Source organism: Leifsonia aquatica (assembly GCF_014190775.1).
In the GTDB taxonomy this organism is placed as follows: domain Bacteria; phylum Actinomycetota; class Actinomycetes; order Actinomycetales; family Microbacteriaceae; genus Leifsonia; species Leifsonia aquatica.
The window spans coordinates 964,811-987,624 of record NZ_JACHVP010000001.1; the positions used below are offsets into that span (position 1 = coordinate 964,811).

The window sequence follows — 22,814 nt, forward strand, 5'->3', positions numbered from 1 at the left end:
TCCGCGGCCCGCATAATGGACGGGATGGGATCGGACGACGAGCAGCAGGACGGCGTGCAGGACGACGTGCAGCACGAGAAGCGCGGGTCGTCGCGCCGCGACTTCCTGAAGGGTGCGGGCCTCGTGGCCGCCGGGGCGGTGGCGGGCGGCGCCGGGGGAGCGGCCGCGGGAGCCGCGTACGCCTCGCGACCGGTGGCCGGGGAGGCTCCGCGCGCCGAGCCGGGCGAGGAGTACCCGCCGCTTCCCCCGCGGGCGAAGCCGGGCTTCGACCACCTGGTCGTGCTCATGTACGAGAACAGGTCGTTCGACAACCTCCTGGGCTGGCTCTACGACGAGAAGAACCTGCCGAAGGGCAAGCGGTTCGACGGCCTGGCCTTCGGCGACTACCGCAACCCGGACCCGAACGGCGGTCCGGACATCCCCGTGCACGCGTACGAGGGCACGACCGACTTCGTGATGCGCCAGCCGTCGCCCGACCCGGGCGAGGTCTACCCCCACGTCAACACCCAGCTCTTCGACATCGTGGATCCGCCGTCGAACGCGGACGCGCTCGTCAAGGACATGCAGCCGCCCTACAACGCGCCGGTGCCGGGGCAGAAGCCGGGGATGGACGGCTTCGTCCGCGACTACATCGGCGTGCTCCGCAAGGACACCGGTCAGGAGCCGGTGGCCGACGACTACCGCAGGATCATGGGGTCGTTCACCCCGGACATGCTGCCGGTGTTCTCCACGCTCGCGCGCCAGTTCGCGGTCTACGACGACTGGCACTGCGCCGTGCCGTCGCAGACGTTCTGCAACCGGTCGTTCTTCCACGCCTCGACCTCGCACGGCTACGTCGACAACGCCGGAGACGGGGGCCTGCGCAAGTGGTTCGATCCGGCCAACGATGCGCCCACGATCTTCAATCGGCTGGAGGAGGCCGGGCGCAGCTGGCGCGTCTACTTCGACGACCGTCAGCTGATCTCCCTGACGGGCTTCATCCACGCGCCCGCGCTGGAGCCGTACTGGCGCACCAACTTCCGCACGATGTCCCATTTCTACAAGGACGTCGAGGAGGGCACCCTGCCCGACTACGCGTTCGTCGAGCCGCGATTGCTCTACGACCACAACGACATGCACCCGCCGGGAGGTCCGACGACCGAGGAGGAGGTCGGGGGCGAAGTGATCGTCGGAGGCGCCATCTCCGACGTCCGTGCCGGCGACCTGCTGCTCCACAACATCTACTCCGCCATCCGGTCGTCGCGGAGCGCCAAGGGCTCCAACGCGCTGAACACGATGCTCCTCGTCACCTTCGACGAGCACGGCGGCACGTACGACCACGTGCCGCCCGGGCCGGCGACGCCGCCCGACCAGTCCGGGCCGGGGGAGAACGGCTTCCTGTTCGACCGGCTCGGCCTGCGCGTCCCCGCCATCGCGATCTCGGCGTACACCGAGCGCGGATCGATCCTCCACGAGGAGATGCACCACGCCGCGGTGATCGCCACGCTGTGCGAGAAGTACGGGCTCGACAACCTGACGGAGCGGGATCGCGGCGCGCGCACCCTGCGCGACGCCATCAATCTGTCGACGCCTCGGCAGCCCGGGACCTGGCCGGACACCCATCCGCAGTACCTCCCGGCGAACCCGGAGGCCGACGCCCCGGCCCCGGGCGACCAGGACCGCCCGCTGAGCCCGCCCGGGGTGGGACTGGTCGGTCTGCTGACCGCTCGCTACGGCAAGCCGGGCGACGCCGTCCCGGTGACGTACCAGGAGGCGTACGACGCCGTGCGCCGGCTCGGCCTCGGGCTCTTCGGCGAGCAATAGAATCGTCGTAGGCCGCCGGGCGCACCCGCGGCACCTCAACACACCAGCACCGACGGAGACGTATGTCCGAAATCAGCGCAGAACAGGTCGCGCACCTGGCGAGTCTCGCCAGGATCGACCTCAGCCCCGAAGAGATCGAGAGCCTCACGAGCGAGCTCGGCCAGATCGTGGAGTCGGTCGCCAAGGTGCAGCAGGTCGCCGGACCCGAGGTGCCGGCCACCAGCCACCCGCTGCCGCTGACGAACGTCTTCCGGCGCGACGAGGTCGTGCCGTCCCTGACGGTCGACCAGGCGCTCTCGGGCGCCCCCGCACGCGACGGCGACCGCTTCAAGGTCGCCGCCATCCTGGACGAGGAGTGACCATGACGGACCTGACCAGACTCAGCGCCGCCGCACTGGCCGACCTGCTCTCGACCGGCGAGGTGTCGTCCGTCGAGGCGACCCGCGCCCACCTCGAGCGCATCGAGGCGGTCGACACCGACGTGCACGCCTACCTGCACGTGGCGGGCGAGAAGGCCCTGCGCACCGCGGCCGAGATCGACGGCCGCCGCGCCGCGGGCGATGCCCTCGGGCCGCTCGCCGGCGTCCCGGTCGCGATCAAGGACGTGCTCGCGACGAACGACATGCCGTCGACCTCGGGATCGAAGATCCTCGAGGGCTGGCTGCCCCCGTACGACGCGACCGTGGTGCGCAAGCTGCGGGAGGCCGACCTCGTCCCGCTCGGCAAGACCAACATGGACGAGTTCGCGATGGGCTCCTCGACGGAGCACTCGGCGTACGGCCCGACCCGCAACCCGTGGGACCTGGAGCGCATCCCGGGCGGCTCCGGCGGCGGCTCGGCCGCGGCCGTGGCGGCCTTCGAGGCGCCGTTCGCCCTCGGCTCGGACACGGGCGGATCGATCCGCCAGCCGGCCGCCGTCACCGGCTCCGTCGGCGTCAAGCCGACCTACGGCGGCGTGAGCCGGTACGGCGCGATCGCGCTGGCCAGCTCGCTCGACCAGGTCGGCCCGGTCTCCCGCTCGGTTCTCGACGCGGGACTGCTGCACGACGTGATCGCCGGCCATGACCCGCTCGACTCGACCTCGCTCTCCGACACCTGGCCGTCGATGGCCGCAGCGGCCCTCGCCGGTCAGACGGACGGCGCCCTGCGCGGCGTGCGCGTCGGCGTCATCAAGGAGATCTCCGGCGACGGCTTCCAGGCCGGCGTGAAGCAGCGCTTCGACGAGGCGGTGGCCCTGCTCGAGAGCGCCGGCGCCGAGGTCGTCGAGGTCAGCGCGCCGAGCTTCGAGTACGCCGTCTCGGCCTACTACCTGATCCTGCCCGCCGAGGCGTCCAGCAACCTGGCGCGCTTCGACTCGGTGCGCTTCGGACTCCGCGTCGACCCGACGGACGGCCCGGTCACGGTCGAGCGCGTCATGGCCGCCACCCGCGACGCCGGCTTCGGCCCCGAGGTGAAGCGCCGCATCATCCTCGGCACCTACGCGCTGAGCGCCGGCTACTACGACGCCTACTACGGCAGCGCGCAGAAGGTCCGCACGCTCATCCAGCGCGACTTCTCGGCCGCGTTCGAGAAGGTCGACGTGCTGGTCAGCCCGAGCGCGCCGACCACCGCGTTCAAGCTCGGCGAGAAGCTCGCCGACCCGATGGCGATGTACCTCAACGACATCACCACCATCCCGGCGAACCTCGCCGGTGTGCCCGGGATGGGCCTGCCGATCGGCCTCGCGCCGGAGGACGGCCTCCCCGTCGGCATGCAGTTGATGGCGCCGGCCCGTGCCGACGCCCGGCTGTACACGATCGGCGCCGCCCTCGAGCGGCTGCTGGAGGAGAAGTGGGGTCGCACCCTGCTGAGCCAGGCCCCTGACCTGGCCGCCACCGAGATGTTCGCGAGCGAAGAGGGAGCCGTCTGATGGCCGGTGCGGAACTGATGGACTTCGACAAGGCCCTGGAGCTGTTCGAGCCGGTGCTCGGCTTCGAGGTGCACGTCGAGCTCAACACCAAGACGAAGATGTTCTGCGGCTGCGCCAACGAGTTCGGCTCGGGTGCCAACACGAACACCTGCCCGACCTGCCTGGGCCTGCCCGGCGGTCTGCCGCAGGTGAACGAGAAGGCGATCGAGTCGAGCATCCGCCTGGGCCTCGCGCTCGGCTGCGGCATCGCCGAGACGAGCCGCTTCGCCCGCAAGAACTACTTCTACCCGGACACGGCGAAGAACTTCCAGACATCGCAGTACGACGAGCCGATCGCCCACGACGGCTCGGTCACCATCGAGCTGGAGTCGGGCCGCGAGGTCACCGTGCTCATCGAGCGCGCGCACATGGAGGAGGACGCCGGCAAGCTGACGCACGTCGGCGGCGCCGCAGGCCGCATCCAGGGCGCCGACTACTCGCTCGTGGACTACAACCGCGGCGGCGTCCCGCTCGTCGAGATCGTGACGCGGATGATCGAGGGCGCCGAGGCGGACGCACCGGAGATCGGGCGCACCTACGTACGGGCGATCCGCGACATCGTGAAGGCGCTGGGCGTCTCGAACGCGCGGATGGAGGAGGGCAACGTCCGCTGCGACGCGAACGTGTCGCTCCGTCCCCGCGGCTCCGGCACGCTGGGCACCCGCACCGAGACCAAGAATGTCAACTCGCTGCGCTCTGTCGAGCGCGCCGTGCGCTACGAGATCCAGCGCCAGGCCGCCATCCTGGCCGCCGGTGGCACGATCACCCAGGAGACCCGCCACTGGCACGAGGACACCGGCACCACCAGCGCCGGCCGTCCCAAGAGCGACGCGGACGACTACCGGTACTTCCCGGAGCCCGACCTGGTGCCCGTGGCACCGAGCCGCGAGTGGGTCGAGGAGCTCCGGGGCACGCTGCCCGAGCAGCCGTCGGTGCGCCGCAAGCGCCTCGCGGCAGGCTGGGGCTTCACCGCCCTGGAGTTCCAGGACGTCGAGAACGCGGACCTGCTCGACGAGGTGGAGGCGACGGTCGCCGCCGGTGCCACCGCCGCGGCCGCACGCAAGTGGTGGACCGGCGAGATCGCCCGTCTGGCGAACGCGTCGAACGTCCCCGCCGGCACGCTGGTGAGCCCGGCGCACGTCGCCGAGCTGGCCGGCCTGGTCGAGGCGGGCACGCTCACCGACCGCCTCGCCCGCCAGGTGCTGGAGGGCGTCGTCGCCGGCGAGGGCCGCCCGCAGGAGGTCGTGGACGCCCGCGGTCTCGCGGTCGTCTCGGACGACGGCGCGCTCGTCGCCGCGATCGACGAGGCGCTGGCCGCTCAGCCGGACGTGCTCGCGAAGATCCGCGACGGCAAGGTGCAGGCCGCCGGCGCCGTCATCGGCGCGGTCATGAAGGCCATGCGGGGCCAGGCCGACGCCGCGCGCGTGCGCGAGCTCGTCCTGGAGCGCGCCGCGCAGTAGCGCGACACGAGGTGAGCGCTCCGGATCCCGCAGGAGCGCTCACCCGGTGTCAGAGCAACCGGGACCTGGTCAGAGCATCCAGGTCGTGCAGTTGCCGTCGTCGTCGTGCTGCACGCACTGCCAATACGGTTCGCAGTACGCCAGCTGGCCGTCGTCGTCGTAGTAGGCGACGTTCGGCGGGTCGCAGGTGAATCCCGACGAGTCGTCCGAGGGCGCCGGGTCCGGCGGCGTCGTGGTCGCGTCGTCGTTCGTGGCTTCGGCTCCGGTGCCCTCGGCCGCCCCGGCCTGGCCTCCGGACGCCGTCCCAGAGTCTTCCGCGAGTGCCGAGTCTTCCGCGAGTGCCGCCGCCGCTTCCGCAGCGGCTTGGGTCTCGGCTGCCGCTCGCGCGTCCGCAGCGGCCTGGGTCTGCGCCGCGGCCTGTTCCGCGAAACGGTCGTCGAGCGTGGCCCGGAAGCTCGCCTGGTCATGCCGGAGCGCGTCAGGGACCGCCGCTTCCGCAGCGGCACGGGTCGCCGTCGCGCGCGCGTCGGCTTCCGCCGCGCGCCCCGCCGAATACGTCACCGTGACAATGGTCAACGCGAGGATGGCGATGGCGGTCAGCGCGCCGAAGAACCATGTTTTGTGCCCCCGCAGCACCTGAAATAGTGTGCTCACGGGCACAGGATACCGCCGCTCGGCTTGCGGTGCCAGGACCGTCCGTCGGAGAGTAGCCGTATGGGCGTCTTCACTCTCGGCGGGCTGACCTCGGTCCCCGCCTCCTCCCGCACCGATCTGCTCGCTCCGGCCGCGCTCGACGCGCTGAACGCGCTCGGCTGGCTCGACGACGTCGGCGTGGTCGAGATCGATCCCGACGTGTCCGACACGGCTGCGACCCGCGAGGTGTTCGGGCTGGATGCGGCGACGCTGGCCAACTGCGTCGTCGTCGGCGGCAAGCGCGAGGGCGTCGAACGCATCGCCGCGTCCGTGGTGCTCTCGACGACCCGTGCCGACGTCAACGGCACCGTCAAGCGCCTGCTGGACGTGCGCAAGGCGTCGTTCCTGCCGATGGACCGCGCGGTCGAGCTGACCGGGATGGAGTACGGCGGCATCACGCCGATCGGCCTGCCCGCGGACTGGCCGGTGCTGGTCGACTCCCGGGTCGAGCAGGCGGAGGTCGTGATCGTCGGCTCCGGTGTGCGCCGCTCGAAGATCCTCGTTCCGGGCCGGCTGCTCGCGTCGCTGCCGCACGCGCAGGTGATCGACGGGCTCGGGCTGGAGATCCCCACCGCATGACCGGACTCCTCCAGCCGGTGCGCTCGCGCCTGATCGAGACCCTTGCGGGCAGATCGGACGTCGTGCCGGCGTGGATCCTGGAGCTCGAGCGCGGCGAGGACGAGGGCTATTTCGGGCCGGGCAGCGCGGCGTGGGTGGTGCACGGCGGCATGCCGACCCTGGTGGCCGGCATCCGCGCGCTGCTGCTCCAGGCGCTGCACCCGGGCGCGCTGGCCGGGGTGCGGGAGTTCTCGCGCTACCGGGAGGATCCATTGGGGCGTCTCGCGGGGACGATCCGTTGGATCCACACGGTCACCTACGGCAGCACCGAGCAGGCCGTTGCCGGCTCCGCGATGGTCCGCTCCCTGCACAAGCGTGTGGCGGGGACCTTCGTCGACGGGCACGGCGTCACACGCCCGTACTCGGCCAACGACCCCGAGCTGGCCTCCTGGGTCCACCTGGCGTTCACCGATGCCTTCCTGACGGCGCACGAGCGCTGGGGCGCCCCGATCCCCGGGGGAGCGGACGGCTACGTCGGCGAGTGGACGCGCGCGGCGCGCCTGATGGGTGTCGAGAATGCGCCCGCGACCGCGGCCGAGCTGCGGGCCGCCATCGACGCGGTCACGGACGCCGGGGAGCTACGGGGCGGGCCGGAGGTCGACGAGATCGTGCGATTCATCCGGCGGCCCCCGCTGCGCCGGATGCTGCGCCCGTCGTACCGCGTGCTGTTCCGGGCGGCCGTGTCGACCCTGGAGCCGCGCCATCGGGAGCTGCTCGGCTTCCGCCAGCGGGCCACGGACCGGCTCGTCCCGATCGATCGCGCCACGGCGGCCGTGCTCGGCGGCGCCGGTGCGCTGCTCGGCCCGGTCCCTCAGGCCGAGCTCTCCGCCCGCCGCCGGCTGAGCGGACTTGCAGAACCGCGCGGCGAAGCGTGACCGCGCATTCGGCCCGATCGGAGTTACGCTGAGTCCTGCGCCCGCCCATAGATGAGCGGACCTCATCTCTGGAGGTGCACATGACCGCGACAGTCCCATCCAAGCCGGACGACGTGGAGTCCAAGGGCCTGAAGGACGGTGCGCTGGGGCTCGTCTCCAGCGTCGTCGTCGGCGTCGCATCCACCGCTCCGGCCTACAGCCTCGCGGCGAGCCTCGGCTTCATCGTCGTCGGCGGCACGCTGGCCGCGGGGGTCAAGGCGCCGGGGATCGTGCTCCTGGCCTTCATCCCGATGTACCTGATCGCGGTCGCCTACCAGGAGCTCAACAAGGCCGAGCCCGACTGCGGCACCACCTTCACGTGGGCGACCAGGGCGTTCGGGCCGATCACCGGGTGGATGGGCGGCTGGGGGATCATCGTCGCCGACGTGATCGTGATGGCCAACCTGGCGCAGATCGCCGGGTCGTATTCCTTCACGTTCGTCGGCAGCTTCGGCCTGCCCGCCGTCTCCGCGCTCGCGAGCAACGTCGTGGCCACGACGATCGCCGGGCTGCTCTGGATCGCCATCATGACCTGGATCTGCTATCGCGGCATCGAGATCTCGGCCCGGCTGCAGTACGTGCTGCTGTCGTTCGAGGTGCTCATCCTGATCTTCTTCGCGGTGTTCGCGCTCGTGAAGGTCTACACGGGCAACGCCGAGCCGTACTCGCTGATCCCGCAGTGGGACTGGTTCAACCCGTTCACCCTCGACTTCGCCAAGACGATCGCACCCGCGATGCTGACCGCGATCTTCATCTATTGGGGCTGGGACACCGCGGTCTCGATCAACGAGGAGACCAAAGACCCGGGAAAGACCCCGGGCCGCGCGGCCATCATCAGCACCCTGCTCCTGCTCGCGACCTACGCCGTCGTCACGGTCGCGACCGTCGCCTTCGCCGGTGTCGGCGAGAAGGGCATCGGGCTCGCGAACCCGGACAACTCGGGCGACGTGTTCTCGGCGATCGGTCCCACGCTGTTCGGCGGGGGAGTCGTCGGGTCGATCCTGATGGCCCTCCTCGGCTTCTCGATCCTGACCTCCGCGTCGGCGTCGACCCAGACGACCATCCTGCCCACGGCGCGCACCGCGCTCTCCATGGCGGCGTACAAGGCCATCCCGGCGCAGTTCGCCCGCATCCACCCGCGCTTCCTCACCCCGACCTGGGCGACGATCGGCATGGGGATCGTGTCGGCGGTCTTCTACCTGATCTTCACCTTCATCAGCCCGGTGCTGCTGAACGCGCTGATCGGGTCGATCGGCCTGATGATCGCCTTCTACTACGGCCTGACCGGTTTCGCCTGTGTCTGGTTCTACCGGAGGACGCTCTTCACCTCGTTCCGCCACGTGATCATGCGCGGCGTGTTCCCCCTGCTGGGCGGCGTGATGCTGCTCGGGGTGTTCGTCTACGGGCTGATCAGCTTCGCCGCCCCCGACTGGCTGACCGACGATGACGGCAAGAACGTGACGATCTTCGGGTTCGGCGCCGAGGCCGTGGTGGGTGTCGGCGGCCTCCTGATCGGGGCGGTCCTCATGGCGATCTGGTGGTGGCGCAAGCCGGACTACTTCCGCGGCAAGACCCTCCCGATGCGCTCGCACGCGCTGGTGCTCGCCCCGGCCGGCGTGCCGACGTTCGGGCTCCCCGACTCCACTCCCGCGCGCACCGTGATCGCGCCCGACCGCTCGAATCTGCCCCCTGGGCAGATCCCGCTGAATGCTGAGACACTGGAGCCGGTCGAGCCGGAGAACGGCTCGACGGCCCCGCGAGAGGACGGCACGTGACGGAACGCCAGCGCATCGTCGAATGGGAGGACCCGGCTCCGGGAGTGGCGGTGATGCCGACGCTGAGCGGTCTGGACTACCTCCGGGCCATGATCGACGGGGTGCTTCCGCCGCCGCCGATCGCGAGCCTGATGGACATGACGCTGGTCGATGCGGGCCCGGGCACGGCGACGTTCGTCTGCGAGCCGGGGGAGTCGCACTACAACCCCATCGGCACGGTGCACGGCGGCCTCGTCAGCACCCTGCTGGACTCGGTGCTCGGCTGCGCGGTGCAGACCACGCTCCCGCAGGGGCAGGGGTACACCTCGATCGAGATCAAGGTGAACTACCTCCGCCCGGTGCTCGCCGACTCCGGTCCGCTCACCTGCGTCGGGACGGTGACCAAGCCCGGCAACCGGGTCGCGTTCGCCGACGGGGTCGTGACCGACGCCTCGGGCAAGGTCGTGGCGACCGCGACGGGATCGCTGCTGGTCTTCCCGATCGGGTGATGCGGGTCCGTTCCGCCGTGCGCGCGGCTACCGGCCGAGCAGCTGGTCCCTGACCTTGCGGCGGATCACCTTTCCGACGATCGAGCGCGGGAGGTCGTCGACCTGCACGACGGATTTCGGCACCTTGTAGGCGGTGAGGGAGTCGCGGGCGTAGGCGCGGATCGCCGCCTCGTCGAACGAGGCGCCGGGCTGCATGACGACGGCTGCCACGACCTTCTCGCCGCTGTGCGCGTCCGGGAGGCCGACGACCGCGACGTCGGCGACGCCCTCGAAGGAGCGCAGGGCGTCCTCCACCTCGGTCGGCGCGATGTTGAAGCCGCCGGAGATGATGAGCTCCTTGATCCGGTCGACGATGCGGACGAAGCCCTCCTCGTCCATCGTGGCGATGTCGCCGGTGCGGAACCAGCCGTCGGCGGTGAGCACCTTCGCGGTCTCGTCGGGCTTGCGCCAGTACCCCGAGAACACCTGCGGACCGCGGGCGATCAGCTCGCCCTCCTCGCCGAAGGCGCGGTCGGTCCCGGGATCCTCCGGGTCGACGATGCGGAGGTCGGTGCTGGAGAGCGGGAGGCCAACCGTGCCGGCCTTGCGCCCGTCGCTGACCGGGTTCGCCATGAGCACGGGCGAGCACTCAGAGAGGCCGTAGCCCTCCACGAGGTAGCCGCCGGTCCGCTCCTCCCACTCGCCGACGATGTCCTGCGGCAGGCTCATCGCGCCGGAGATGGCGATGCTGATGCCCTCGAGGGAGACCCTGCGCTTGTCGGCGGCCTGCACGAGCCGGTCGTAGATCGGCGGGACGGCCGGCAGGAACGTCGCCGGACGCTTCTTCACCACGTCGAGCACGAGGTCGGGGTCGAACTTCGGGAAGAGCACCAGGCGCGCGCCCATGCTCATCGCGAAGGTGAGGCAGAGGGTGAGGCCGTAGGCGTGGAAGAGCGGCAGCACGGCATAGACGACCGAGGTGCCGCGCTCGACCGAGGGCACCCAGGCGCGGGACTGCGCGGCGTTGACGGTCAGGTTGGCGTGCGACAGCATCGCGCCCTTCGGCAGGCCGGTCGTGCCGCTGGTGTACTGGATGAGCGCGAGGTCGTCCGCCTGCGGCCGGGGCGAGGAGGCCTTGAGCTTGCGGCCCGAGACGAGCTGCTCCCAGGTCACGGTGCCCGAGACCTTCGTGGTGAGCGCCTCGCGCGCCTCCCGTGCCTTGCGGATCGGCAGGCGGAGGGCGAAGCGCTTGCCCGCGGGCATGGCCGTGGTGAGGTCGACGGAGATCACGGTCGTCACGCCGAGGTCGGCCGGGAGGTCTTGCACGGTCGCCGCGACCTTGTCCCAGACGATGGCGACGGTCGCGCCGTGGTCCTCGAACTGGTGGCGCAGCTCGCGGGGCGTGTAGAGCGGGTTGTGCTCGATCACGACCGCGCCGAGCCGCAGGGCCGCGTAGAACGCGACGACGTGCTGCGGGCAGTTGGGCAGCACCAGCGCGACGCGGTCGCCCTTGCGGACCCCGCGCTTGCGCAGCCCTTCCGCGGCGCGGGCGATCTGATCGCCCAGCTCGGCGTACGTGGTCGTCGCACCGAAGAACTCCAGCGCCACGTGGCTGCCGTAGGTCGACACGGACTCGTCGATCAGGTGGGCGAGGGAGCCGGTGGGAGTGTCGACGTCGGCCGGGACGCCCGGTGCGTAACTCGCGACCCAGGGGCGTTCGCTGTAGATGCTCACGCCGGCAAGCCTACGCGGGCGCCCCCAGCGCCTGCACGGCCTCCGCGATCGGTGTGTCGCCCGAGACGACCTCCCACGTCTTGCCGATGGTGCCGGGCTCATCCAGGCAGGCCGCGATCAGCCGGGCGACGTCCTCGCGCGGGATGCTGCCGCGCTCGACGGACTCGCCGAGCGTGACCAGACCGGTGCCGTCGTCGAACGTGAGCGCGCCGGGGCGCAGGATGGTCCAGTCCAGGCCCGACTGCCGCAGGGCGGTGTCCGCGTCGCGCTTGGCGTCGACGTAGGCGCGCCAATCGGGCTCGGCGTCGTCGGCGACGGGGGAGTCGACGCCCCAGGCCGAGACCTGCACGAACCGGCGCACGCCGGCCTTCGCCGCGGCCTCGGCGGACTTCACCGAGCCGCCGTAGTCGACCGTCCGCTTGCGCTCCACACCGGAGCCCCCGCCGGCGCCGGCCGTGAAGACGACCGCGTCGCAGCCGGAGATCGCGGCGGCGAGCTCGTCGGCGGTCGCGGACTCGATGTCGACCAGCACCCCTTCACCGCCCAGACGGTAGACGTCCTCCGCGTGATCGTCGTTGCGGACGATCCCGACGAAGTCGTCTCCCTGGTCGTAGAGCACCCGCATGAGCTGCTGGGCGACTTTTCCGTGGGCACCGACGATCGCTACTCGAGACATGACTCCATCTTGCTCCCTTCCGGGCGGCGTGCGCTCCTGGCGAACGTGCACACACTTCCGGCGCGGAGTTTGTTAGCGTCGGCACCATGTCGGCCGTCCTGGAGCTCCTCGCGCATCTCGTCGCGTCCGCTCTGGGCACCGCCTGGAACGCGAGCTCGCCCGTCGGCACCATCGCCGTGGCCGGTGTGGCGGGCGCCATCGGCCTCGTGGCCGTCGTCGCCGCGGCCTCCCTCCGCTCGGTCGCCGCGCTCGCGGCCTCTCTGCGCGGACGGGCCGTCTGGTCGCGTCCCGCGGAGTCGCCCGTCGACCGGCTCACCGAGAGCCAGTCGCATCCCGACACCGATGGCCGCCCGCGCCCCCGAGCGCCGGGATCCCTCCTGCCGGCCGCCTAGCCGGGGCGTGTCGCCCCTGCCCGCGGCCAGACGACTCCTCGTCCGTCCGACAGCAGGGAAAACACACTCATGGACCTCTTCTCCTGGCCGCCCGTCGCGGCCCTCCTCGACGCGGCGTACCGCCTCGTCACCGGCCTCTCGGCCGCCGTCGACCCGATCGTCGGCACCGCAGCCGGCGTCGTCGCGATCGTCATCCTCACGGTGCTCGTGCGCGCCCTCCTCCTCCCCGTCGGCATCAGCCAGGTGCGCGCCGAATACACCCGGCGCCGGCTGGCTCCCCAGATCGCCGCGCTGCAGAAGAAGCACGGCGCGGACCGCGAGAAGCTGGCCGAGGCGACGATGGACCTCTATCGTCGCGAACGCACCTCGCCGTTCGCCGGGATGCTGCCGCTGCTCGCGCAGATCCCGGTCATCTCGCTCGTCTACGCCGTCTTCACCCATCCGATGATCGCCGGGCACGCGAACGACTTGCTCGGGGAACGGGCGTTCGGTGCTCCGCTCGGCACGAGTTTCGTCGGCCTGACCGGCGCCGGGCCCGTGTGGCCCGCGATGGCCGTCTACCTGGCCGTCCTCGCGCTGATCGCCGTCGTCACGACCGTGTCCAGGCGGGTGCTGGCACTGCCGCAGCCCGAGGGGAGCACGTCGCCGACCGGGATGCTGCGCGCGCTCTCCTTCCTGCCCTACGTGACCGTGGTCTTCGCGGCGTTCGTGCCGCTCGCGGCCGCGGTGTACATCCTCACCTCGACGACGTGGACGGTGGCGGAGCGCTGGCTGCTCCGCCGCTTGCTCGTCCCCGCCCGCACGGGCACCGACGGAAGGACGACGCCATCCACATCGCACTGAAGCCCGTGCCCGCGCTGACGACGGAGCGCCTCCGCCTCGTCCCACTCGGTCCCGATCATCTCGCCGGCACCTGGGCGTCGCTCCAGGAGCCGGAGGTGATGCGCCTCACCGGCACGCACGCCGCCTTCACCCGTGAGGGCGTCGCCGCGTGGCTCGCCGGCCTCGCCGACCAGGACGATCGGGCCGACTGGGCGATCCTCCGGGCCGAGGACGGCACCCACATCGGCGAGGTGGTGCTCAACGACCTCGACGCGGACAACCGCTCGGCCGGCTTCCGGATCGCGCTCGGCGCCCCGCGCTGGTTCGGGCAGGGGTACGGGACGGAGGCGACGCGGGCGGTGCTGCGGCACGCGTTCGCGTCGGTCGGCCTGCACCGCGTCGAACTGGAGGTGTTCGCGTTCAATCCGCGCGCGCAGAGCGCCTACGAGAAGGCCGGGTTCGTGGTCGAGGGTCGGCGGCGGGATGCGCTGCTGTGGGAGGGCGAGTGGGTCGACGCCGTGGTGATGGGATGCTTGTCGCATGTGGAGACGCAAGACGAGTCCTGATGGCGAGAGCGCCCGGAGCGCCGACGCGGCGGCCGGATCGCTCGGAGTCGGCGTGCAGGTGTACGTCCGCGAGAGCGACCCGCCCGCGGGCGACGACTGGGTCGGCGAGCCGACCGGCGTGATCGTGGCGCCGGGGGAGCGCAGCCTGCGCAGCGTGTCCCTCCCGGCCGACCGCCTCACTACCTGGGTCGTCGCGTTCGGCGAGCCGCAGTACCGGCGCGACGGCCGCGGGCCCGCCGAGACGGCGACCATCCCGGCCTCGCGGCTGGTCGCGGCCGAGCCCGCGGAGGACTGACGTGCTCGGCGTCGGGCTCGTGCGCGGGATCAACGTGGGCGCCTCGACGCGCGTCGCGAAGGGCGACCTCGTGGCCGCCTTCGAGGATGCCGGCCTGCACGACGTGGTGACGCTCCTCCAGAGCGGCAACGCCGTGTTCACGGCCGACGACGAGCTCACCGCGACCACGGCGGCGGCGGTGGAGGCGGCGCTGGAGGCCCGCTCGGGTGTCGCGGCCCGCGTGCTGCTGCTGACGCAGGAGCGCTTCCGGGCCGTCGCCGCGGCGAACCCGCTGGTCGCGGTGGCCGACGACGACTCCCGCCTGGTCGTGACGTTCCTCGACCACGACCTCCCGGATTCCGTGGCACTGCCCGCCGACGACGAGACGGCTCCCGAGCTCATCCGCGCCGGTGACCGGGCGCTCTACCAGTGGTGTCCGCTCGGCGTGTCGAAGTCCGTCGTCCCGGCCGCGTTCTGGCGCGCCGTCGGCCCCGTGGCGACGGCCCGCAACCAGCGCACGGTGACGCGCCTGCTCGCCGAACTCGACCGTCGGGGCTGAGACCTGCGCCACCTCTGTTCCGGCGAGCCCCGCGAACCTACAATTGCGGCATGTTCGTCGAGGGCACGCTTCGATGGCAGGTCACCGAGGACTGTCCGTGGGACCTGCTGATGGCGCTCGCCATCCGCGACCTGGCCGGTCTCGCCGCGGCGGGTGAGCCGCCGCTGCCGCGCCTGGCGCCAGCACTCGCGCCGGTTCTGCGGGCGAACACGGGGGCGCATCCCGTGCTCCCGGCAGGCGGGCGCAGGCGGCGTCCCGAACCGGGTGCGGGCGACGGAAGTTCCCTCGCGGACCAGTGGCGGGCGTGGTTCGACGTGGCCGTCGACCGCGAGCGCCGCCCGATCGGCGGGATGCTGCATCCGCCGCACTTCGAGGTCTTCGACCGCGCGATCGAGCTGCAGGATGTCGTGATCGAGCACTACGAGGCGGCGGCGAGCTGGGCGCACGAGCGTCACGCGGAGTACGTGCAGGCCAGCCTCCTGAACCACGCCCGCCGGGCGGCCGACATCGTCGACGTGGTGCGCGAGCGCGAATACGAGCTGCGCCGGCAGGCGGGCTACTTCCGCCTCGACCTCGACGTGCTCCCGCTGTCGAGCTCCGGCGCCTGGATCGTCGGGCCGCACACGGTGGTGGTGAGTGCGAGCCTGCGCGACGACTCTCCCGCGTTCCGCGACTGGTTCCGCCCGCTGGTGGCCGCGCTCGTCTGAGGCGGCACCAGCGGGCGGACGTGGATCAGGCCGGGCGCTTCGCCGGCGAGATGGTCTGCGCCGGGTCGGTCTCGGCGACGTCGCCGACGGCCTCGTCGATGCGCGCGAGCACATCGCCGGAGAGCCGGATGCCCGCGGCGGCGGCGTTGGAGGCGACCTGCTCGGGACGCGACGCGCCTACGATCGCGCCGGCCACGTTCGGGTTCTGCAGCACCCACGCGACGGCGAGCTGCGCCATCGTGATGCCGAGCTCGTCGGCGATCGGCCGCAGACCCTGGACGGCCGTGAGCACGTCGTCACGCAAGAAGCTCTTGATGGCGTTGGCGCCGCCCTTCTCGTCCGCGGCGCGGCTGCCGGCCGGAGGCTGCTCGCCGGGCGCGTACTTGCCGGTCAGCACGCCCTGGGCGACGGGGGACCAGACGATCTGCGAGATCCCGAGCTCGGCCGACGCGGGGACGACCTCCTTCTCGATCACACGCCACAGCATCGAGTACTGCGGCTGGTTCGAGATGAGCTGGAAGCCGAGCTCCTTCGACAGGGCGTGACCCGCGCGCAGCTGCTCGGCGTTCCACTCGCTGACGCCGATGTAGAGCGCCTTGCCCGCGCGGACGACGTCGGCGAAGGCCTGCATCGTCTCCTCGAGGGGCGTCTCGTAATCGAAGCGGTGCGCCTGGTAGAGATCGACGTAGTCCGTGCCCAACCGCTCGAGGGAGCCGTCGATCGACTCGAAGATGTGCTTGCGCGAGAGGCCGACGTCGTTGTGCCCCTTGGGGCCGGTCGGCCAGTAGACCTTGGTGAAGATCTCGATGGAGGCGCGGCGCTCTCCCGCGAGGGCGTCGCCCAGGACCTTCTCCGCTGCGGTATTCGCGTACGCGTCCGCGGTGTCGAAGGTGGTGATGCCGGCGTCGAGGGCGGCGCGCACGCTGCGGGCGGCGATGTCGTTCTCGACCTGGGACGCGTGGGTCAGCCAGTTGCCGTAGATGATCTCCGAGATCTTGAGCCCGGAGTTGCCGAGGTATCTGAATTCCATGCCGTTCACGCTACTCGTCGCAGCCCGCTGTCGGCGGACGGTGGCATGCTGGAGGGTGTGGGACGTGCGGACGGCAGCGATCGGCGGGTGACGACCGCGGACGTCGACGACTCCGCGGCCACGGTGCTGCACGTCGACATGGACGCCTTCTTCGCCTCGGTGGAGCTGCTCGACCGTCCCGACGCGCGCGGCAAGCCGGCGATCGTCGGTCACGCGGGCGGCCGCGGCGTGGTGACGAGCGCCACGTACGAGGCCCGCCGGTTCGGCGTCCGCAGCGCCATGCCGATGTCGCAGGCGCTCCGGCTCTGCCCGACGGCGATCATCCTGCCACCGCACTACGAGAAGTACACGGAGTACTCCTCCCGGGTCATGGAGATCTTCCACGAGGTCACGCCGCTCGTGGAGCCGCTCAGCATCGACGAGGCGTTCCTCGACGTCGCCGGCGCGCGACGGCTGCTCGGCTCGCCGCGGCGGATCGCCGAGCTCATCCGCGCCAGGGTCTTCGAGGAGACGGGGCTCACCTGCTCGGTCGGTGCGGCAGGGACGAAGTTCATGGCGAAGCTCGCCTCCGGGCGGGCGAAGCCCGACGGCCTGCTCGTCATCCCACCGGCCGAGACCATCGCCTACCTGCGGCCGCTGCCCGTCGGCGCGCTCTGGGGTGTCGGCGCGAGCACGCAAGCGTCGCTGGAGCGCATGGGGATGCGGACCGTCACCGATCTCGCCGACGCCCCGATCGCCGTGCTCCAGCGGGCGGTGGGCGACGCCGGTGCCCGCCGCCTCCACGACCTCGCCAACGGCCGCGACTCGCGCCGCGTCATCACGGAGTCGCGCGAGAAGAGCGTCGGCCACGAGAACACCTTCGGTGTCGACGTCGACGACCCGGACAAACTGCGCCGCGAGATGCTCCGGCTCTCCGGACGCGTGGGGGAGCGTCTGCGCACGCACGCGCTCGTCGGCCGCACGGTCGCGATCAAGGTGCGCTTCTCCGACTTCCGCACCATCACGCGGTCCCGCACGCTCGCCGAGCCGACCAACGTCGGGCGCCGGCTCTTCGAGGAGGCGTGGCAGATCTTCGAGGCGCTGGAGCTCGACGTGCGCCAGACCCCGATCCGGCTCATCGGCGTCCGCGCCGAGCAGCTGCTGGACGCCGGGGGCGACGCGCTCGCCCTCTGGGACCCGGACGAGGAGTGGCGCGAGACCGAGCGCGCGCTCGACGCGGTGAGCGCCCGGTTCGGCCGCGGGACGATCGGGCCCGCCTCGCTCGTGAAGCGCGCCCGGGAGGCCGACGACGAGTCCAAGGACGGCCGCAACCCGCGCTGGGTCAGCGACTAGCGCACCGGGTCAGCGCAGGCCGACCTCGATGCCGCGGTGGTCGCTCCCGTTGGCGGGCAGCACGATGCTGCTGACGGTGGAGAGCCCGCGGACGAGCGCGTGGTCCAACCGTGCGGCCGGGAACGCGGACGGCCAGGTGAAGCCCAGGCCGAGCTCGCTGTCCGGCTTCTCGCCCAGCTCCGTGAAGAGAGGCGCGAGCGTGCGATCGGTCGTGGCGGTGTTGAAGTCGCCGACCACCAGGAGGCGGGCGGCATCGTCGTCCGCGATGGTGCTGGTGAGCTCCTTCATCATCTCGTCGCGGGCCGCGCTCTCGCCCGGCCGCACCGACGCGAGGTGCACGGCGTAGACGCGGGTCGTGCCGCCGGGGGTGTCGACGTCGACGCTCAGCGCGCGGTCCCAGCCGAGGCCGAGATCGAGCCGCTCCTCGTCGTGGAGGGGGTGGGTGCTCCAGAGGCCGACGGTGCCGACCACGGCGCTGTACGGATAGTCGGCGTCCAGCACGTCCGCCACCGTCTCGCGGGTGGTCTGGTCGAGCTCCTGGAGGGCGATCAGGTCGGGCTTCCGCGCCGCGAGGTCGTGCGCGATCGCCGCGGCCTGCGGGTTCCCGGCGCGCAGGTTCTCGCTGACGACCGTGAAGGCCGGGGCACCGACCGAGGCCGCGGGGAGGAGCGCGGCACCGAACAGCGACCACCAGACGGCCGAGGCCGCCGCCACGCTGAGGCCGGCGAACAGGGAGAGGCGCAGCAGGGCCGAGAGGCCGAGCACGGCGATGAGGGCGAACGCCCAGGGCAGGAACGACTCCACGAGGGAGGCCGCGCCGCCGATGTCGGGCAGCATCCCGTGCCAGAGCAGGAAGGCCGCCACCGCCAGGGCCGCGATCCCGGTCAGGACCCCTCGGGGTCGGCGGCGGGATCGGCTGAGTGGCACCCGATCGATTATTCCGGCCCTCCCGCTGAGAACCCGCCGCGAACGCCGGGAGGAGCCTGCGAACCGCCCTGGTCATGCTGGGAGTGCGGCGGGTACGGTGAGGGCATGACCAACATCTCGCTCAAGCTCGCCGAGACCATCAGCTCGTCCGGCATCAAGTCCGTCTACGGCGAGCCGGTCGTCATCGACGGCACGACTCTCGTCCCCGTGGCCGCCGTGCAGTTCGGCTTCGGCGCCGGCACCGGCTCCGACAGCGAGGACGGCCCCGGCGGCGCGGGCGGCGGTGGCGTGTCCATCCCGTTCGGCGCCTACGTCAGCGACGCCGACGGCGTGCGCTTCCGGCCGAACCTCATCACCCTGCTCGCCGTGGGCATCCCGTTCCTCTGGGTGGCGGGCCACGCCTGGTCGCGTGTCATCCGCGCGCTGAAGAAGTGATGTCGCACTAGACTGGTCGCGAACACGGGAGTCCGGTGAGCCGGGCTGAGAGGAAGCTTCTCCAAGCTTCGACCGTCGAACCTGATCTGGATCATGCCAGCGCAGGGAGGCCATCTCACAATCCCGTGCCCTCTTTTCCACTACGCGAAAGGGCACGAACAGTGCACGCAACCATCACCCCGTCCGCGACGCGCCCGGCGCGCGTCCTCCGCTGGCGCGTCGTCGACATCGTCGTCGCCAGTGTCGTCGCCGTCGCCGCCGGCGTCGTCTTCTGGGTCTGGGGACAGGTCCAGAACCCCATCTCCGGCCCGGTCAGCGCCGTGCTGCCCGGCTTCCAGGGACTGCTCAACGGCCCCTGGCTGTTCGCGGGAGTGCTCACGGCGCTCATCGTGCGCAAGCCCGGCGCCGCCCTCTACGGCGAGCTCGTCGCGGCGATCGTCTCCGCGCTGATCGGCACCCAGTGGGGCTTCGCGACCCTGCTCTCGGGCGTCGTGCAGGGCCTCGGCGCGGAGATCGTCTTCGCGATCTTCCTCTACGCCAACTGGAAGCTCGTGCCGGCGATCCTCGCCGGAGCGGGAGCCGGACTCGCGGAGTCGATCCTCGACCTCCTGTACTGGTACCCGGGGGCCAAGCCGGAGTTCGCGGCGGTCTACGCCATCACCACCACCGTCTCGGGTGCCCTGGTCGCCGGCCTGCTCTCCTGGCTGCTGGTGCGGGCATTGGCGCGGACGGGGGCCCTGAGCCGGTTCGCGGCCGGTCGCGAGGCGACGGGCCGGGTCTGACCATCGCTCACGATCCCGTGACCCAGGGACCGCCGGTCCCGGCCGCCGTTCGGGTCGGTGGCTGGGGCTGGCGCTATTCCGGCCGGGCGGCCTGGGCCGTCCGCGACCTCACCCTGTCCATCGAGCCGGGAGAGCGTGTGCTGCTCCTCGGCGCGTCGGGCGCGGGCAAGTCCACCGTGCTCGCCGGGTTGGCCGGCGTGCTCGGTGGCGACGACGACGGCGAGACGGAGGGTGCGCTCGCGGTGGCGGGGCGCCCACCGGCAGACGCCCGCGGCACGGCCGGGCTGCTGCTGCAGGACCCGGACGCCCAGGTGATCCTGGCGCGCGTCGGCGACGACATCGCCTTCGCGTGCGAGAACCTCGGCGTGCCGCGCGAGGAGATCTGGCCGCGGGTGCGCGCCGCGCTCGACGCGGTCGGCCTCGACGTGCCGCTCGACCATCCCACCGCCCAGCTGTCCGGCGGGCAGAAGCAGCGGCTGGCGCTCGCGGGGCTGCTCGCCATGCGTCCGGGGCTCCTGCTGCTGGACGAGCCGACGGCCAACCTCGATCCGGCGGGCGTCCGGGAGGTCCGGGATGCGGTCGCCTCCGCGCTCGACGCCTCCGGGGCGACGCTGGTCGTCGTCGAGCATCGCGTCGCCGTGTGGCGCGACCTCGTCGATCGGGTGATCGTGCTCGCGGCCGATGGCGGTGTGCTGGCCGACGGCCATCCCGACGCTGTCCTGGCCGACGCGTCGAGCACGCTGCGCGCGGCGGGCGTCTGGCTGCCGGACGAGACCGTGCCGGAGGCGGAGCCCGTCGCGCCCGGTGCCGCGTTGCTGACCGCCCGCGAGCTGGCGTTCGGTCGCGGCCCGGCGGTGGCTCGCCGTCGGCGCCGCGCCTCCCGGAGGACGCCGAGCGGCGTCGCGCTTCCCGAGCGCGTCTCCCTCGATCTCGCCGAGGGGTCGGCCCTCGCGTTGACCGGGCGCAACGGCGCGGGCAAGTCGACGCTGGCGCTGACCCTCGGCGGCCTCCTTCCCGTGCTCGGGGGGACCCTCCGCGCCGAGCCGGCTCTCGCCGGCGAGGCGGGACCGTCTCCGGAATCGTGGCGCTCGCGTGAGCTGCTGACCCGCATCGGCAGCGTGTTCCAGAACCCGGAGCATCAGCTGGTGGCCTCGCGGGTGCGAGACGAGCTCGCGGCGGGCCCGCGGGCACTCGGACTCGACGAGGCCGAGATCGCCGAACGCGTGGACGACCTCCTGGAGCGCCTCGCGCTTTCTTCCGTCGCCGACGCCAACCCGTTCACCCTGTCGGGTGGTCAGAAGCGCCGGCTGTCCGTCGGAACCGCGCTCGCGACCCGGCCGCGGCTGCTGGTGCTCGACGAGCCCACCTTCGGACAGGACGCGAACACCTGGCGTGGGATGGTGCGCACGATCGCCGAGCTGCGCGCCGCGGGGCACGCGATCGTCACCGCGACCCACGACGCCGAGTTCGTCGCCGCCGTCGGCGCGGTCACGCTGGAACTCGGCGCGGGACGGGAGGTGGCGGCGTGACCATGCTCGAACCCGTCCGCACCGGACCGCTCGCGACGCTCAACCCGGTCGCCAAGCTCGGTGCCGCGCTCATTGTCACCGTCGTGCTGCTCGTCTCCATCGACCCGGTCTCGGCCGCTGTCGCGCTCGCACTCGAGCTCGTGCTGGTCGCGTTCTCGGGGATCCCGCTCCGGACGCTCGTCGTCCGCACCGCGCCGATCTGGATCGCGGCCCCGCTGGCAGGCCTCACGACGGCCCTCTACGGCCGCGCGTCCGGCACGATCTACCTGCAGTGGTGGGCGGTGGAGGTCAGCGACGGATCGCTGCAGCTCGGGCTCGCGACGATGCTCCGCATCCTGGCCATCGGCCTCCCCGCCGTGCTGCTCTTCATCACCATCGATCCGACGGACCTCGCCGACGGCCTCGCCCAGCTGCTCCGCCTGCCCGCGCGCTTCGTGCTGGGGGGGCTCGCGGGGCTGCGCCTCGTCGGGCTCTTCGCCGAGGACTGGCGTGCACTGACACTGGCGCGCCGGGCGCGGGGCATCGCGGAGAGCGGGGCGGTGCGCCGGATGCTGGGGCAGTCGTTCGCGCTCTTCGTGCTCTCCATCCGCCGCGGCAGCAAGCTCGCGACCGCGATGGAGGCGCGCGGCTTCGGCTCGCCCACTCCGCGGACGTGGGCGCGGCCGTCGGTGTTCCGGGGGCGCGACTGGGCCGCGCTCGGGATCGCCGCACTGGTCGCCGCCATCGCGGTCACGGTCGCCGTCGTCGTGGGGAGCTGGAATGTCCTGGGCCGCTGACCGCGAGCGGCTCGCCGACGCCGTGCGGGCCGCCGTCGCCGACGCGCGCGGGCACGCGCCTGTCGTGCTCATCGACGGCCCCAGCGGTGCAGGCAAGAGCTCGCTGGCCGACGACCTCCTGAACGACTGGCCGGGGGAGGGGGCTCCGCGCCTGGTGCGCATGGACGATCTGTACCCGGGCTGGGACGGTCTGGACGCCGGCAGCGACGCGCTCGGTCGCGACCTCCTGCTGCCGCTCCGCCGCACGGGATCCGGCCGCTGGCGGCGGTGGAACTGGGCCGCGGACCGCCCGGCGGAGTGGGTGGAGGTGCGCGGCACCGAACCGCTGATCGTCGAAGGATGCGGCACGCTCGCGCGCGCGAACGTCGCCGCAGCGGACCTCGCGCTGTGGCTCGACGCGGACGACACGCTGCGCAAGCGGCGGGCGCTCGACCGCGACGGCGCGACCTTCGCGCAGAACTGGGACCGCTGGCAAGCGGAGTTCGACGGGTACCTCCGGCGGGAGCAGCCGCGGGATGCCGCCTCCCTCCGGCTCGATGTCACCGACTGGCCGCTCGGCCCGGCTCGCGTGCGTCACGCGGGGGACTAACGTTGA

General features: G+C 72.1%; 25 protein-coding genes and 1 riboswitch. Of the genes, 20 read left to right on the top strand and 5 right to left on the bottom strand.

Features of this window, described 5'->3' with window-relative positions; genetic code table 11:
* Nucleotides 1-24: 24 nt before the first annotated feature.
* The 4 genes from FHX33_RS04580 to gatB all read left to right on the top strand — a co-directional run bounded on the left by FHX33_RS04580 (nt 25) and on the right by gatB (nt 5,211).
* The gene (locus tag FHX33_RS04580) at nt 25-1,803 is read left to right on the top strand and encodes an alkaline phosphatase family protein (RefSeq protein WP_183428214.1); all 1,779 of its coding nucleotides are present in this window, start codon (nt 25-27) and stop codon (nt 1,801-1,803) included.
* Nucleotides 1,804-1,865: 62 nt separating this feature from the next.
* Nucleotides 1,866-2,162 (top strand): Asp-tRNA(Asn)/Glu-tRNA(Gln) amidotransferase subunit GatC, encoded by a 297-nt coding sequence (gatC, locus tag FHX33_RS04585; RefSeq protein WP_021765134.1) that lies wholly within the window; start codon nt 1,866-1,868, stop codon nt 2,160-2,162.
* Between the two features lie 2 nt (nt 2,163-2,164).
* Nucleotides 2,165-3,712 carry an Asp-tRNA(Asn)/Glu-tRNA(Gln) amidotransferase subunit GatA gene (gene gatA, locus FHX33_RS04590; protein WP_183428215.1) on the top strand — a complete coding sequence of 516 codons (1,548 nt, stop codon included), beginning with the start codon at nt 2,165-2,167 and terminating at the stop codon, nt 3,710-3,712.
* Entirely contained in the window at nt 3,712-5,211 is a 1,500-nt protein-coding gene (gene gatB, locus FHX33_RS04595) for an Asp-tRNA(Asn)/Glu-tRNA(Gln) amidotransferase subunit GatB (protein ID WP_183428216.1), read from the top strand. Before gatA ends, gatB begins: the two co-directional genes overlap by 1 nt.
* A 69-nt stretch (nt 5,212-5,280) precedes the next feature.
* Here the strand turns inward: gatB and FHX33_RS04600 are convergent, their stop codons facing one another.
* Nucleotides 5,281-5,865, bottom strand: coding sequence for a hypothetical protein (locus FHX33_RS04600; RefSeq protein WP_155828938.1), 585 nt, complete (start codon nt 5,863-5,865; stop codon nt 5,281-5,283).
* 60 nt (nt 5,866-5,925) lie between these two features.
* On the opposite strand from FHX33_RS04600, the gene FHX33_RS04605 reads away from it, so the two are divergent.
* From FHX33_RS04605 to FHX33_RS04620, 4 genes are all read left to right on the top strand, one after another.
* Nucleotides 5,926-6,483, top strand: coding sequence for a YbaK/EbsC family protein (locus FHX33_RS04605; protein WP_021755725.1), 558 nt, complete (start codon nt 5,926-5,928; stop codon nt 6,481-6,483).
* Nucleotides 6,480-7,397 carry an oxygenase MpaB family protein gene (locus FHX33_RS04610; protein ID WP_183428217.1) on the top strand — a complete coding sequence of 306 codons (918 nt, stop codon included), beginning with the start codon at nt 6,480-6,482 and terminating at the stop codon, nt 7,395-7,397. The genes FHX33_RS04605 and FHX33_RS04610 overlap by 4 nt, the downstream gene beginning before the upstream one ends.
* Before the next feature lie 80 nt (nt 7,398-7,477).
* On the top strand, nt 7,478-9,211 hold the full coding sequence (locus tag FHX33_RS04615; RefSeq protein WP_021754708.1) for an APC family permease: 1,734 nt from the start codon (nt 7,478-7,480) through the stop codon (nt 9,209-9,211).
* Nucleotides 9,212-9,264: 53 nt separating this feature from the next.
* On the top strand, nt 9,265-9,699 hold the full coding sequence (locus tag FHX33_RS04620) for a PaaI family thioesterase (RefSeq protein WP_081703851.1): 435 nt from the start codon (nt 9,265-9,267) through the stop codon (nt 9,697-9,699).
* 27 nt (nt 9,700-9,726) lie between these two features.
* Here the strand turns inward: FHX33_RS04620 and FHX33_RS04625 are convergent, their stop codons facing one another.
* Nucleotides 9,727-11,412: a long-chain-fatty-acid--CoA ligase gene (locus tag FHX33_RS04625; RefSeq protein WP_021754704.1), complete on the bottom strand. Its 1,686-nt coding sequence runs from the start codon at nt 11,410-11,412 to the stop codon at nt 9,727-9,729.
* Nucleotides 11,413-11,422: 10 nt separating this feature from the next.
* The gene (locus tag FHX33_RS04630) at nt 11,423-12,088 is read right to left on the bottom strand and encodes an SDR family oxidoreductase (RefSeq protein ID WP_039920673.1); all 666 of its coding nucleotides are present in this window, start codon (nt 12,086-12,088) and stop codon (nt 11,423-11,425) included.
* A gap of 86 nt (nt 12,089-12,174) precedes the next feature.
* Here FHX33_RS04630 and FHX33_RS04635 point away from each other — a divergent pair, with 86 nt between their 5' ends.
* The 6 genes from FHX33_RS04635 to FHX33_RS04660 all read left to right on the top strand — a co-directional run bounded on the left by FHX33_RS04635 (nt 12,175) and on the right by FHX33_RS04660 (nt 15,408).
* On the top strand, nt 12,175-12,480 hold the full coding sequence (locus FHX33_RS04635; RefSeq protein WP_183428218.1) for a DUF6412 domain-containing protein: 306 nt from the start codon (nt 12,175-12,177) through the stop codon (nt 12,478-12,480).
* A 69-nt stretch (nt 12,481-12,549) separates the two neighbouring features.
* Nucleotides 12,550-13,323 carry a YidC/Oxa1 family membrane protein insertase gene (locus FHX33_RS04640; RefSeq protein WP_021756649.1) on the top strand — a complete coding sequence of 258 codons (774 nt, stop codon included), beginning with the start codon at nt 12,550-12,552 and terminating at the stop codon, nt 13,321-13,323.
* Nucleotides 13,324-13,328: 5 nt separating this feature from the next.
* On the top strand, nt 13,329-13,868 hold the full coding sequence (locus FHX33_RS04645; protein WP_021756652.1) for a GNAT family N-acetyltransferase: 540 nt from the start codon (nt 13,329-13,331) through the stop codon (nt 13,866-13,868).
* Complete coding sequence (locus FHX33_RS04650) at nt 13,843-14,163, top strand: hypothetical protein (protein ID WP_221209322.1); 321 nt, start codon at nt 13,843-13,845, stop codon at nt 14,161-14,163. Before FHX33_RS04645 ends, FHX33_RS04650 begins: the two co-directional genes overlap by 26 nt.
* Nucleotide 14,164: 1 nt before the next feature.
* Nucleotides 14,165-14,701: a DUF1697 domain-containing protein gene (locus FHX33_RS04655; RefSeq protein ID WP_021764463.1), complete on the top strand. Its 537-nt coding sequence runs from the start codon at nt 14,165-14,167 to the stop codon at nt 14,699-14,701.
* A gap of 50 nt (nt 14,702-14,751) precedes the next feature.
* Nucleotides 14,752-15,408 carry a hypothetical protein gene (locus FHX33_RS04660; protein ID WP_179702311.1) on the top strand — a complete coding sequence of 219 codons (657 nt, stop codon included), beginning with the start codon at nt 14,752-14,754 and terminating at the stop codon, nt 15,406-15,408.
* Between the two features lie 25 nt (nt 15,409-15,433).
* Here the strand turns inward: FHX33_RS04660 and FHX33_RS04665 are convergent, their stop codons facing one another.
* Nucleotides 15,434-16,438, bottom strand: a complete 1,005-nt coding sequence (locus FHX33_RS04665; RefSeq protein ID WP_021764982.1) for an aldo/keto reductase family protein — start codon at nt 16,436-16,438, stop codon at nt 15,434-15,436.
* 87 nt (nt 16,439-16,525) lie between these two features.
* On the opposite strand from FHX33_RS04665, the gene dinB reads away from it, so the two are divergent.
* Nucleotides 16,526-17,770, top strand: a complete 1,245-nt coding sequence (gene dinB, locus FHX33_RS04670) for a DNA polymerase IV (RefSeq protein ID WP_183428421.1) — start codon at nt 16,526-16,528, stop codon at nt 17,768-17,770.
* Between the two features lie 9 nt (nt 17,771-17,779).
* Here dinB and FHX33_RS04675 read toward each other — a convergent pair whose 3' ends face one another.
* A complete protein-coding gene (locus FHX33_RS04675; protein WP_155829190.1) occupies nt 17,780-18,697 on the bottom strand; it encodes an endonuclease/exonuclease/phosphatase family protein in 918 nt (305 codons plus the stop codon).
* Nucleotides 18,698-18,802: 105 nt separating this feature from the next.
* On the opposite strand from FHX33_RS04675, the gene FHX33_RS04680 reads away from it, so the two are divergent.
* The 5 genes from FHX33_RS04680 (at nt 18,803) to FHX33_RS04700 (ending at nt 22,808) form a co-directional block, all read left to right on the top strand.
* Nucleotides 18,803-19,132, top strand: coding sequence for a GerW family sporulation protein (locus FHX33_RS04680; protein ID WP_021765525.1), 330 nt, complete (start codon nt 18,803-18,805; stop codon nt 19,130-19,132).
* A gap of 14 nt (nt 19,133-19,146) precedes the next feature.
* Nucleotides 19,147-19,257: riboswitch (TPP riboswitch) on the top strand.
* A gap of 36 nt (nt 19,258-19,293) precedes the next feature.
* Nucleotides 19,294-19,914, top strand: a complete 621-nt coding sequence (locus tag FHX33_RS04685; RefSeq protein WP_021765526.1) for an ECF transporter S component — start codon at nt 19,294-19,296, stop codon at nt 19,912-19,914.
* 17 nt (nt 19,915-19,931) lie between these two features.
* Nucleotides 19,932-21,443, top strand: a complete 1,512-nt coding sequence (locus tag FHX33_RS04690) for an ATP-binding cassette domain-containing protein (RefSeq protein ID WP_183428219.1) — start codon at nt 19,932-19,934, stop codon at nt 21,441-21,443.
* Nucleotides 21,440-22,219, top strand: a complete 780-nt coding sequence (locus FHX33_RS04695) for an energy-coupling factor transporter transmembrane component T family protein (protein ID WP_338092000.1) — start codon at nt 21,440-21,442, stop codon at nt 22,217-22,219. The genes FHX33_RS04690 and FHX33_RS04695 overlap by 4 nt, the downstream gene beginning before the upstream one ends.
* Nucleotides 22,203-22,808 carry a nucleoside/nucleotide kinase family protein gene (locus FHX33_RS04700; RefSeq protein ID WP_183428220.1) on the top strand — a complete coding sequence of 202 codons (606 nt, stop codon included), beginning with the start codon at nt 22,203-22,205 and terminating at the stop codon, nt 22,806-22,808. Before FHX33_RS04695 ends, FHX33_RS04700 begins: the two co-directional genes overlap by 17 nt.
* Nucleotides 22,809-22,814: the final 6 nt, after the last annotated feature.